The following is an 11865-nucleotide window of genomic DNA, read 5'->3' on the forward strand; positions in this document are numbered from 1 at the left end:
CCGGCGCTGCAAAGAAGGGAGGAAACTGGCTTATTTGGAGCCGTCAGCCTTGAACTGGGCGATATAGGCCCAGAGATTGGCGCGGTCGGCCTCTTCCGGAATGCCGGCGAAGGTCATCTTGGTGCCGGGGATCTTCTTCTGCGGGCCAGCGATATATTCGAGGAAGGTCGCCTCATCCCAGGTCAGGCCGGAGTTCTTGTTGGCGTCGGAATAATTATAGCCTTCAACCGCGCCGGTCTTGCGGCCAACGAGGCCGTTCAGTTCGGGGCCGACGACGTTCTTCGCGCCCGGGCCGATCTGGTGGCAGGCCTTGCACTTGTTGAAGACCTTGGCGCCCGCTTCGGGATCGCCCGCGGCGAAAGCGGAGGAGGAGACCAGAGCCAGAGCGGCCGCCGCCGCCAGCGTGTGGATGAGCTTCATGTGACGTTTCCTTCCTGACGATGGGGACTACGAACCCGAATCGGTGCAAACTTCCTTGGCGCAATGAACCAAGTGTATTTTTTGCGCGCGCCAATCTAGGCCGTGGAAGGGCCCGTGACAATCGCTCCCGCGCTTATCAGGCACTCAACTTTGGCGCCTCCTTTTGTCGCAGGGGGCTGAGCCTTGGCCAGTCTTGACGCGGCGCGCGAAATCCTTCGCACGCGTTTCCGCTTTGACGATTTTCTGCCCGGCCAGGCCGAGGCCGTCGCCGCCGCCCTCGACGGCGAGGATGTTTTCGTGCTGTGGCCGACGGGCGGCGGCAAGTCGCTGGTCTATCAATTGCCGGCTCTGGCGCGTCCGGGCCTGACGCTCGTCGTTTCGCCGCTGGTCGCCCTGATGCGCGATCAGGCGCAGAAACTCGCACGGCTTGGCGTCCCCGCAGCGGCGCTATACGCCGATCTGGAGCCGGACGCCTATGCGAGGCTCCGCGCCGGTCTCGAAAACGGCGCGCTGCGGTTGCTTTATATCGCGCCCGAACGCCTCGCCGATCCGGAGGCGCTGGCGATGGTGCGGGCGGCTGGCGTGCGCGCGCTGGCGATCGACGAGGCTCATTGCATCTCGCAATGGGGCCATGATTTCCGCCCCGAATACCGCCGCATCGCCGCCGCCGCCGGGGCCCTTGGGGCGCCCCAGATCATCGCCGCGACCGCTACGGCCTCGCCGCGCACGCGGGCCGACATCGTCGAAAATATCTTCGCGCGGCCGCCGCGCCTGTGCATCGGGTCGTTTCGCCGGCCGTCGGTCGCGCTCTCGGCGCAACCGCGCGCCCGCGATCGTTTCGCCCAGCTGCTCGCGCTCGTCGCGGCGCGAAAGGGGAAAAGCGGCATCGTCTATTGCGCGTCGCGCGCAATGGCGGACCGGGTCGCCGATCTCCTGAACGGCGCCGGATTCGCGGCGGCCTCCTATCACGCCGGATTGCCGTCCGACCTACGCGCCGCGCGGCAGGACGAATTTCTCGCGCGCACCGACATGGTGATGGCGGCCACCATCGCCTTCGGCCTTGGCGTGGACAAGCCGGACGTGCGGTTCGTGATCCATTTCGATCCGCCCCACCATCTGGAAACGCTCTATCAGGAAACCGGCCGCGCCGGCCGCGACGGGGCGGCGGCGGAAGCCATCGCGCTCTATGGCGAGCGGGACATCGCCGTCTTGCGCGCTGCGCGGCTCGATCTTGCGCGCGTCGATCCTGCTGCCGGTTTCCGCGCGAAGGCGCTGTCGGATTATTTCCAGACCTGGCGCTGCCGCGAGCAGACACTGCTCGCGGTTCTGGGCGAGGAGGCGCCGCCCTGCGGGCAATGCGACAATTGCCGTCGCGGCGGTTTCGGACTGCGTCAGGCGGCGTTCCTTGCCGCGCGCATCGCCCGCGACGGACCGCGCGAGATGCTTGCCCTCGCGCGTCATGGATTAGAACTCTGCCTTTCCGGTCGGTCATCGCCCGTCGCCGAGGAGGAGGAGGCGGCGATCGGCGCGCCGGCGGAAGAGGGGTTGAGGCAGGCGGCGCGGGTATTGTGCGCCGGGCAGGACCGGCGCCTGCGCGCTCTCCGGGCGGCGCGAATCGTGGTGGCCCGCCGTGGCGGCGTCGCGCCCGCGCGGCTGATCGCGGAAGAGGCGCTGATGGGGCTGATCGAATCGCCGCCAGCGGACCTTGAGGAACTCGTCGCCCGTTGCGGCGACGAAAGCGGCGTGCTGTCCCGTCATGGCGCGCCCATTCTCGAAACGGTGCGCTATGGTTAATTTTTACTTTGAATGTCTCGAAATAATACAGCGGCGCGGGTGGGTTTTAGTTCAAGAAACGATCTTTTTTAATAAATTGCGCTTGAAAAGTTATGGGCGTAACATTTCAAGAAGTTAATGTTTGTTAAGCTTCCTTAACGCATAATTTGCCGAGTGCGAAGCGCGTTATGCTCGCTGGAATGTCCCGCCCATGATGCAGTCCGTCGACTTTTCGTCATTGCCCTCCTCGCTCCCGGCGCCGAGTCCCATTGATGCGAAACATGATGCGGCTGTCGGGGCGGGCCGGGGGCTGCCCCGGGGGCTTGCCTTTCTCGTCAAGCCGCGCAAGGAGCTTGACGTTCGTTTCGATCCGGTCGCCAGGACGGTCTGGTGCTCAATGCGCCACGCGACCAGCGTGAGCTGGACCTTGCCCTTGCTGCATGAGTTGAACGCCCTCTCTGCCGATATTCGCGCGCTTCACGAAGAACAGGGCTTCGACGAGCCGCCGATCCGGTTCTTCGTCGGCGGCTCGCTGCGAGCTGGCGTGTTCAATATGGGCGGCGACCTGTCCTATTTCCTGAGCCGCGCGCGCGCGAAGGACGAGGAAGCCCTGCGCGCCTACGCCTATGCCTGCGTCGATCTGGTTTACAATAATTATCACGGCTTCAATTCTCCGGTCGTGACCATCGCGCTGTTGGAGGGCGACGCCCTCGGCGGCGGCCTCGAGGCGGCCCTGAGCTGCCAGGTCGTGATCGCCGAGCGGGGCGTGAATGTCGGTTTCCCCGAAGCCTTGTTCCATACCTTCCCCGGAATGGGCGCTTACAGCCTCATATCGCGCCGGCTGGACGCGGCGCGTGCGGAAAAGCTCATTCTTGGCGGCCGGATGTTCAAGTCCGAGGAATTCCACGAGATGGGCCTGATTGATTACCTGGTCGAGAAGGGCGAGGGGCCAGAACGGGCGCGGGCCTATATCGAGGCGAATACAAAGCGTCATGCATTGCTGGGCGCAATGGGCAGGGTGCGCCGCCGCGTCGCTCCGCTGAGCCTTGAGGAATTACGCGACGTGACCGATATCTGGGTGGAGACGGTGCTCAATCTCGCGCCGATCAACCTGCGCAAGATGGAAATGTTGGCCTTGTCGCAAGACCGGCTGTTCCAGCAGGCCGCAAGCCAGCGTTTCAAAGCGGAGCCCTGAGCGGGCGGCCATTCGACGGGCTCCCGCCTTCGCGCCAAATCCTGTCAGAAACGAACCTGCCAAAAAGAGAAAGAGCCTCCCGCGATCGACCGGATCGCGGAAGGCTCTCGAATCGTCGCCGCCTGGAAACGGGGCGCAGAACGGGGAGGAAGCGCGCTTCGCCCGAAACGTTCCTGGCTTAGGCGCGACGACCAAATCCTTGGGTTTCGGGCCGGGTCGCTCTCACCATACGACGGCGAGAACGGCGGTCATGAAGGCGAAGGCCGCGCAAATCGAGAGAATTTCAACTTTGATCGCAGAAGTCATCGACGAGCCCTCCAGAAGTTCAGATGAAACGTTTCGGGTCCGAATCGGCAAACTCGTTCTCGATGACTTCATCTGTGAAGATTTAATGAATTGTAAATTTTCCGACAGTCCCGAACAATTCCAAATGACAGGCGCCACGGCGTTAACTCTAGGCATTCGAGCCAAAATTGCACATTTTGCATGCATGCCGCCTTTTACATCGTCAGCATGCTGATGAGCGTGGAGCCATCCCGCCGCGCAAATCCGATAAATCCCGGCAGCGGACAGCCTCGCGACGCCCGATATTCGGGCATCTGGTCCTAACGGGCGGCGGCCTTCGGCAATTTCGATTCGCCTCGTTTCGCCAATTTCCCTCGGCGGCCAACGTCACGCAAACAAATGTGGCCTGTTTAGAATTATTCCAATTTCATTACGCGGGAGCGAAACGCGGAAAGCGTTGAAACGCGTGGGCGCTCGGCGCTTAATGCGCAGGCGGCGCGACTCGCGCCGGGATAAAACAGGGAACGGGAATGGGCGCCGAAGGGAGCTTTTGCGGACGGCGCGCCGAAAAGGGCAGGGGCTACCATCACGGCGGTTTGCGCCTGGCCTTGCTTGCGGCGGCGCGGGCGCTGATTTCCGAGCGCGGCCCCGCAGGCTTCACTCTGGCCGAGGCGGCGAAAAGGGTCGGCGTCACCGGCGCCGCGCCCTATCGTCATTTCGCCGACCGTAGCGCCCTCATCGCCGAACTGGCGCAGCAGGGTTTCGAACATTTCAATGAGGAGTTGGGCCGGGCCTGGAACGGCGGGCAGCCCGACGCCGTCTCCGCACTACGCCGCCGCGGCGCGGCCTATCTCGCTTTCGCCAGCACCGAACCGGGCCTCTACAAGGCGATGTTCGGCGACGCCGGGGCGCTGGCGCGGCTGAGCGGCGACAGCGCCGGGCAGAAAGCTTTCGACGACCTTCTGCGCACCACCATTGCGGTGTTGCGGCAGTTTCACGCGCCGGAACAGGGCGCCCGCACGCTGGCGCTGCAGATCTGGGCGACCACCCATGGCGTGGCCGAACTGATGCTCGCCGGCCATTTCGGCGACAAGGCCGATCAGGCGCCCGCGCTGCTCGATGAATCCGTTGGCGCGCTGGTCGAGGCCGCCGTGCGCAAGGCGCTGGGCGTCCCGCCGATCCTGCCTCGGCCCCCTGTCGCCTGAGCAGAAAAATATTTCGCATCTCCCCCTGTGAAGGTGGTCGATGTAAATGTATATTACATTCACATCGTTGGCCGGACGGGCCGCGATCAATGGAGTGTCACATGAGCTGCTCAACTGATGCCCGGACCCGTTCCTCGCGTTGCGGGCGCATGCGCTGGAGGCCGATGGAGCTTGCGGCGATGATCCTCGGCTTCGTCCTGTTCTGGCCCATCGGCCTCGCCATCCTCGGGTGGAAAATGTATCAGGCGAAAACCCGGTATGCCGGTGATTTCGGCCAGTTCGCCCAGGAAAAATGGGGCGGATTTGAAAGACGCAGCGGCCTTGGCGCCATGGCCCGCGAGTTCAGCGGCAGGCCGGGGGCCAGCGGCAATTCCGCTTTCGACGAATGGCGCAAGGCGGAGCTTGAGCGCCTCGAAGAAGAGCGCCGCAAGATCTACGAGGCCGAAAAAGCCTTCTATGATTACCAGGAGGGTCTCCGCCAGGCCAAGGACCGTGAGGAATTCGAACGCTTCATGGCCAGTCGTGCCGCTTCGGCGCCGGCCGGCAAGCAATCCTGACCGCAGATCGGCGGCGGCCTTCGGGCCGCCGTTTTTTTTTCGCGCGGGCGTCGAATTCCGGCCAAGCGCTTCCATCCAGGACCATACCGGCGAAACCGGTTGAATTTTAAGCATTAACTATCTTGCTTCAGGGGAGATTAACGCGCCGGTCGCAGGAATGGCGGCATGGCGCGTCCTGTCCTGCCTCTCCTCTTGCTCGCGATCGGGCTCGGCGGTCTCGCCGGATGCTCGAAGTTCGAGCGCGCCGAGCGCCCGGCCTGGCGCACGCGAGCCGAGAACGCCTGTTTCGCGCAACGCCGCGTCGCGATGAGCGCCTATGTCCAGCCTGCGGCGCGCGAGATCGACGGCCCGTCGATCTGCGGCCTGACGAAACCGCTGAAGGTCACGGCGCTACAGGGTGGGGCGGTGCTGTTCAACTCCACCCAGACGCTCGACTGCCCCATGGTGGCGGAGCTCGACGCCTGGCTCGCCGACATGGTCCAGCCGGCGGCTCAGGCGCGCTTCGGCCAGCCGGTGGTGCAGATCGACTCCATGGGCTCCTATTCCTGCCGCGGCATGAACAACCAGATCGGCGCGCGCCTGTCGGAACATTCCTTCGGCAATGCGCTCGATATCGGCGGCTTCCGCCTCGCCGACGGTCGGCAGGTCACGCTGGTCCGCGACTGGACGCGCGGCGATCCCCAGACGCAGGCTTTTCTGCGCGATATTCACAACGGGGCCTGCGAACATTTCGCCACGGTTTTGAGCCCGGGTTCAAATCCGTTCCACTACAATCATATCCATGTCGATCTGGCAATGCATGGCATGAGCTCGAGCGGCCCGCGCCGCATCTGCAAGCCCGCCCAGCAGAACACGGTCGCGCCGCCATCGCCGAAGGACAATTTGCCCGAGACGCCTGAATTCGATGACGATCTCGATATCGCCCAGGCGGGCGCGCCGCGCGGTCCGGCCGCCTATGCCACGACCGGAGGCGCCAATCTCGCGCTGTCCGGCGCGGCGCCGGATCCGATCCGCCGCCCGCCGCCGCCAGTTCCAGCGACCGCCACGACAATGCCCCAGACTTCGGCCCCCCAGACCGCCATCGCGCAGGCGCCGCTCGGCCCTCCGCCGGGACCGCCGCGCCGGCCCAGCGGACTCGCGCCCGTGAGCCTGCATGCGCAATTGCCGGCGGATGAGCCTCTGGCGCCGCCGTCCCGCGAGCGGCGCGGCGCGATGCGCGAGGATGGAGCCTATGTGCCGGAAGGCGCGCCATCCGATTTTGACCTGCCGCCGTCGCGCCCGCGGCGCTGATCTTCAGGCGGACTCAATCGTCGTCGTCGAGATCTTCGTCGTCGTCGAATTCGATCAGCGAGAGACAGGCGGCGGTGACAGTGGCGGTGCGCAGGGCGTCGTCGCTGTCGGCGTACCAGATCAGGTCCACCTGATCCTTGGTCTGCCGGACCACGGTCATGCCGCGCCCGCCGGATTTCAGTTGCACGATTTCGCCGGGTTTGAAGTCCATCGCTTCCCTCGCCTCGCTCGCTTTGAACCCCGTGAGGAAACCACGGGGCGATTCGTCCTGCCTTACGGCCATTTTACTATCGGGGGCATGGATGACAGAATCGAGTCGACATTGCCGCCGGTCTTGAGTCCAAAAATCGTGCCTCGGTCATAGAGCAGATTGAACTCGACATAGCGTCCGCGCCGAACCAGTTGCTCCTCGCGCTGGTCCGGGGTCCAGTCCTTGCCCATATTGGCTTCGACCAGGCGCGGATAAATATCGAGGAAGGCTTCGCCGACCGCGCGGGTGAAGGCGAAGGCGGGATCGAATGCCCCGTCGCCCGCTTCGAGATAGTCGTAAAATATGCCGCCAACCCCGCGCGGCTCGTTACGGTGCTTGAGATGGAAATATTCGTCGCACCAGGCCTTGAAGCGCGCGTAATCCGCCACTGCATGGCCGTCGCAGGCCTGTTGCATCGCGGCGTGGAAGGCGAGCGTGTCCGGGTCGTCCTGCGTGCGGCGGGCGTCGAGCACCGGGGTCAGGTCGGCCCCGCCGCCGAACCAGGCGCGCGAGGTCACGACCATGCGCGTGTTCATGTGAACGGCGGGCACATTGGGGTTCCACGGATGCACGATCAGCGAAATGCCGCCCGCCCAGAAGCGCGGGTCCTGGTCCGCGCCCGGAATCTGTTTGGCGAATTCCGGCGCGAAGGTCCCGTGGACGGCGGAGCAATGAACGCCCGCCTTTTCGAACAGCCGGCCCTTGAGCAGGCCCATGCGGCCGCCGCCGCCCGGCGCGCCATCGTGGTTTTTCCGCTCCCATGGCGTGCGCACGAATGTCCCCGGCGCGGCGCCCGGTTCGGCCAGCACGGCGTCGTCGCGGCGCTCCAGCGCCTCGAAGGCCGCCATGATGCGGCCTTGCAGCGCGTCGAACCATTCCACCGCCGCGCGTTTGCGAACATCCAGAATCGTATCGTTCACGAAAGCTCCCCTTTAGCGAATCCATCCGTCTGGCGAAGCGCTTCCCCCAGAACCATCGCGGCCGCCACGGCGACATTGAGCGAGCGCAGATCCGCGCGAATCGGAACGCGCAGCACGGCGTCCGCCGCTTCATGCGTCTCGGGCGGCGCGCCGGCGGATTCGCGGCCCACCATGACAATGTCGCCCGGGCGGAAGGCGAAGTCCACATAGGGCGTGGTCCCGCTGGTCGAGAGCAGCACCAGCCTGCGGCCCGTTGTCGCACGCCAGTCCTCGAAAGCGCGCCAGGAGGCGTGCCGCGCGATGTCGACATGGTCGAGATAATCCAGCCCGGCGCGACGGAAATGCTTGTCGGAAATGGGAAATCCGGCGGGCTCGATCAGCGCGGCGTCGAGGCCGAGACAGGCGCAGAGCCGCAGCATCGTGCCCGCGTTTTGCGGTATGTCGGGCTGGAAAAGCGCCAGGCAGAAGGGAGCGGCGGCGGAGGGCATGGCGTTCGATAGCACCGCCGCGCGGCGCCGCCAATATCCATCCGGTCCGCGATGCGCCGCCGCCACATTTTTAGGCGCGCACGTTTCTGCTCGTCCTTTAGGCCGAGGCCGGTGAAGCAAAGGCTGGAAAAAGCTGTATGGTCTAAGCCTTTCTTCTTAGCGGGGTCTATGGACAATGGGGCGGAAAGGCGCCAAATAACGGCGCTTGCCCAAACAGGCCCGCCTCCTTTCGCTGTCGCGCCTTGCCATCATCAGGCCCGCGCAGCCGGCGATTTCGGCGGAACAAACCTTTTCGCCGCGCGACGGAGATTCGTTCGAAGCCGCGCGAAGTTCAATGGCTTCGCCGCCCGAGGCGAAGCGAGTCTCCGCCGGTCGCGGAGGCGCTCCAACGATTGGGGACGAAAACTTGGCCAGCGCAACGACGGTCGAACCGACCCGCAGAGACTTTCTGTTCATCGCCACCGGGGCTGTCGCCGCCGTGGGCGCGGCCGCCGTCGTGTGGCCGCTGATCAATCAGATGAGCCCCGACGCCTCGACCCTTGCTCTGGCCTCGACGGAAGTCGATATCGGCGCGATCCCCGAGGGCCAGATCATCACGATCAAATGGCGCGGCAAGCCGGTCTTCATCAGCCACCGTACGGAAAAGGAAATCAAGGAGGCGGAGGACGTCAACATCGCCACCTTGCCGGACCCGCAAACCGACGCCGCCCGCGTCCAGAAGCCGCAATGGCTGATCGTCATCGGCGTCTGCACCCATCTCGGCTGCATCCCGCTCGGCCACCAGGGCGAATATGGCGGCTGGTTCTGCCCCTGCCACGGTTCGGTCTACGATACCTCGGGCCGCATTCGCAAAGGCCCTGCGCCGCGCAATCTGGCCGTTCCGCAATATACGTTCCTGACCGACACGAAAGTGAAAATCGGCTGACCCGCCGTCCGGCCCGCGCCGGACGCCTCCGCCCGTCCCAACGAATTTTCGAAGAGATACCAGATGCACGGACACTCAACTTTCGAGCCGAAGAACGGCGTGGTGAAGTGGCTTGAAGCCCGTCTGCCGATTCTCAGCTTCATGCACGGCTCTTTCGTCGCCTATCCGACCCCGAAGAACCTCAACTACTGGTGGACCTTCGGCGCGATCCTGTCCTTCATGCTGATCGCGCAGATCGTCACCGGCGTCGTGCTGACCATGCACTACACGCCGGAATCCACTTTGGCCTTCGGCTCGGTCGAAAAGATCATGCGCGACGTGAACTGGGGCTGGATGCTGCGCTACGCCCATTCGAACGGCGCCTCGATGTTCTTCTTCGCCGTCTATATCCACATCTTCCGCGGCATTTATTACGGCTCCTACAAGGCTCCGCGCGAGGTGCTGTGGATCCTCGGCGTGATCATCTTCCTGCTCATGATGGCCACCGGCTTCATGGGCTACGTGCTGCCCTGGGGCCAGATGTCCTTCTGGGGCGCGACCGTCATCACCAACCTGTTCTCGGCCATTCCCTTCGTCGGCGACGAGATCACGGTCTGGCTGTGGGGCGGATATTCGGTCGACAACCCGACCCTGAACCGCTTCTTCGCGCTGCATTACCTGCTGCCCTTCATCATCGTCGCCGTCGTCGGACTGCACGTCTGGGCGCTGCATGTCTGCGGCCAGAACAATCCGGACGGCGTCGAGATCAAGGACATCGCCAAGGACACCGTGCCCTTCACGCCGCATGCGACGATGAAGGACAGCCTGGGCATCGTCTTCTTCCTGCTGCTCTATTGCTGGTTCATCTTCTACGTCCCGAACTATCTCGGCGACGCCGACAACTACATTCCGGCGAACCCGATGAAGACCCCGCCGCACATCGTGCCTGAATGGTACTTCCTGCCGTTCTATGCGATCCTGCGTTCGATTCCGGACAAGCTGATGGGCGTCATCGCGATGTTCGCGGCGATCGCCGTGCTGGCCTTCCTGCCCTGGCTTGACACCTCCAAGGTGCGTTCGGCCAAATATCGCCCGATCTACAAGATCTTCTTCTGGATCTTCGTTGTCTGCGCGGTCGGCCTCGGCTATCTCGGCGCCATGCCTCCGGAAGGCGGCTTCGTCCTGGCGTCGCGCATTCTCGCCGTCGCTTATTTCGCCTTCTTCCTGATCGTTCTGCCGCTGCTTGGCCTTTTCGAAAAGACCAAGCCGGTGCCGGCCTCCATCGCCGACGCGGTTCTCGCCAAGCACGGGTCCGCATCATCGGTCGCGGCGAGCGCCGCCTCCGCTCCGCAGACCAAGGGCTGACCGGCCGATTTCGAGGAATTCAACAATGGCTTTCACCAAGAAAATCGGAATCGCCGCGGCGGCCTTGCTGGGCGCCGTCGCCTTCTCCAACCTGACCCTGCGCGCGCAAGAGGGCGGCGCACATGAGTCGCCGAATCCGACCCGTCAGACGTGGTCCTTCTCGGGTCCGTTCGGCACGTTCGATCGCGCGCAGCTGCAGCGCGGCTTCAAGGTCTACAAGGAAGTGTGCTCGAACTGTCACGAGCTGCACATCCCGATCCGCACCCTCGGCCAGCCGGGCGGACCCGGCTTCACGGAAGATCAGGTCAAGACCCTCGCCGCGACCTATACGGTGCATGACGGCCCGAATCTTCAGGGCGAAATGTTCGATCGTCCCGGCCGTCCGGCGGACTTCTTCCCGGCTCCGTTCCCGAATCCGGAAGCCGCCGCGGCTTCGCTCGGCGCCGCGCCGCCGGACATGTCGCTGCTCGCCAAGTCGATCAAGTTCGAGCGCGGCTTCCCCGCTTTCGTCTTCGACGCGCTGCCAATTCCCGGCGGTATGTATCAGGAAGTCGGGCCGGATCTGATCTACGCGATCCTGAACGGCTACACCAAGGAAGACGACCCGAACTGGAACCTGTATTTCCCGGGCCACAAGATCGCCATGGGCAAGCCGCTGGCCGCTGGCCAGGTCGATTATACGGACGGCACGCCGACCACGCTGGAGCAATATTCCAAGGATGTGGCCGCCTTCCTGTACTGGGCGGCCGAGCCCAGCCTTGAGCAGCGCAAGCGCATCGGCGCCCGCGTCATGATCTTCCTGCTGGTTCTGGCGGGTCTGCTCTATTTCACGAAGAAGAAGATCTGGGCGGACGTCGCCCACTGATCTTCTCGCGCCATAGCCGGAAAGAAACGTCAAGAGGCCCCGTTGGGGCCTCTTTTCATTTCATCGGCGCGTCGCTCTCCGCCGCGCCATGGGCCGCGCGTCCGCCCTTGCGTCCGGCGGTCTTCGCGAGGTCCTTGTCGCGGGCGAAACTGCGGTTGGTCGGGCTGACGCTGCGGCCGCCCTTGCGCCCGGCCTCGGCGGCCAGTTCGGAGTTTTGCGAGAAACTCCTTTTTTCGCGGGGCACGCTTTCCCCGCCCTTGCGCGCGATGGCGCGCTGCTTTTCGGGATCCATCGAGGCGAAGCCCCGAGCTTTCTTGATCGTCTCCATACCTACATCCTCGCGGCGCC

13 protein-coding genes are annotated in these 11865 nt (G+C 64.3%); 8 read left to right on the top strand and 5 right to left on the bottom strand.

Going from position 1 to position 11865, the window contains the following annotated elements:
- Nucleotides 1-30 precede the first annotated feature (30 nt).
- Complete coding sequence (locus QM467_RS02210; protein WP_283364643.1) at nucleotides 31-420, bottom strand: c-type cytochrome; 390 nt, start codon at nucleotides 418-420, stop codon at nucleotides 31-33.
- 183 nt (nucleotides 421-603) lie between these two features.
- On the opposite strand from QM467_RS02210, the gene QM467_RS02215 reads away from it, so the two are divergent.
- From QM467_RS02215 to QM467_RS02235, 5 genes are all read left to right on the top strand, one after another.
- Entirely contained in the window at nucleotides 604-2214 is a 1611-nt protein-coding gene (locus QM467_RS02215) for a RecQ family ATP-dependent DNA helicase (protein WP_283364644.1), read from the top strand.
- Nucleotides 2215-2404: 190 nt separating this feature from the next.
- The gene (locus QM467_RS02220; protein WP_283364645.1) at nucleotides 2405-3388 is read left to right on the top strand and encodes a crotonase/enoyl-CoA hydratase family protein; all 984 of its coding nucleotides are present in this window, start codon (nucleotides 2405-2407) and stop codon (nucleotides 3386-3388) included.
- Nucleotides 3389-4203: 815 nt separating this feature from the next.
- A complete protein-coding gene (locus QM467_RS02225) occupies nucleotides 4204-4878 on the top strand; it encodes a TetR/AcrR family transcriptional regulator (RefSeq protein WP_283364646.1) in 675 nt (224 codons plus the stop codon).
- A gap of 149 nt (nucleotides 4879-5027) precedes the next feature.
- Entirely contained in the window at nucleotides 5028-5435 is a 408-nt protein-coding gene (locus QM467_RS02230; protein WP_283364647.1) for a DUF2852 domain-containing protein, read from the top strand.
- 165 nt (nucleotides 5436-5600) lie between these two features.
- A complete protein-coding gene (locus tag QM467_RS02235; RefSeq protein ID WP_283364648.1) occupies nucleotides 5601-6725 on the top strand; it encodes an extensin-like domain-containing protein in 1125 nt (374 codons plus the stop codon).
- Between the two features lie 13 nt (nucleotides 6726-6738).
- Here the strand turns inward: QM467_RS02235 and QM467_RS02240 are convergent, their stop codons facing one another.
- The 3 genes from QM467_RS02240 to QM467_RS02250 form a co-directional block, all read right to left on the bottom strand.
- On the bottom strand, nucleotides 6739-6936 hold the full coding sequence (locus tag QM467_RS02240) for a DUF2158 domain-containing protein (protein WP_283364649.1): 198 nt from the start codon (nucleotides 6934-6936) through the stop codon (nucleotides 6739-6741).
- A gap of 62 nt (nucleotides 6937-6998) precedes the next feature.
- The gene (gene hemF, locus QM467_RS02245; protein WP_283364650.1) at nucleotides 6999-7895 is read right to left on the bottom strand and encodes an oxygen-dependent coproporphyrinogen oxidase; all 897 of its coding nucleotides are present in this window, start codon (nucleotides 7893-7895) and stop codon (nucleotides 6999-7001) included.
- Nucleotides 7892-8383, bottom strand: a complete 492-nt coding sequence (locus QM467_RS02250) for a tRNA (cytidine(34)-2'-O)-methyltransferase (protein ID WP_283364651.1) — start codon at nucleotides 8381-8383, stop codon at nucleotides 7892-7894. The genes hemF and QM467_RS02250 overlap by 4 nt, the downstream gene beginning before the upstream one ends.
- 406 nt (nucleotides 8384-8789) lie before the next feature.
- Here QM467_RS02250 and petA point away from each other — a divergent pair, with 406 nt between their 5' ends.
- From petA to QM467_RS02265, 3 genes are all read left to right on the top strand, one after another.
- A complete protein-coding gene (gene petA, locus QM467_RS02255; protein WP_283364652.1) occupies nucleotides 8790-9308 on the top strand; it encodes a ubiquinol-cytochrome c reductase iron-sulfur subunit in 519 nt (172 codons plus the stop codon).
- Between the two features lie 63 nt (nucleotides 9309-9371).
- On the top strand, nucleotides 9372-10652 hold the full coding sequence (locus QM467_RS02260) for a cytochrome b (RefSeq protein ID WP_283364653.1): 1281 nt from the start codon (nucleotides 9372-9374) through the stop codon (nucleotides 10650-10652).
- Nucleotides 10653-10677: 25 nt separating this feature from the next.
- Nucleotides 10678-11517, top strand: coding sequence for a cytochrome c1 (locus QM467_RS02265; RefSeq protein WP_283364654.1), 840 nt, complete (start codon nucleotides 10678-10680; stop codon nucleotides 11515-11517).
- A gap of 55 nt (nucleotides 11518-11572) precedes the next feature.
- Here QM467_RS02265 and QM467_RS02270 read toward each other — a convergent pair whose 3' ends face one another.
- Nucleotides 11573-11845: a KGG domain-containing protein gene (locus QM467_RS02270; protein WP_283364655.1), complete on the bottom strand. Its 273-nt coding sequence runs from the start codon at nucleotides 11843-11845 to the stop codon at nucleotides 11573-11575.
- Nucleotides 11846-11865 lie beyond the last annotated feature (20 nt).

The sequence above is a fragment of the Rhodoblastus sp. 17X3 genome (assembly GCF_030056575.1).
Classification (GTDB): domain Bacteria; phylum Pseudomonadota; class Alphaproteobacteria; order Rhizobiales; family Beijerinckiaceae; genus Rhodoblastus.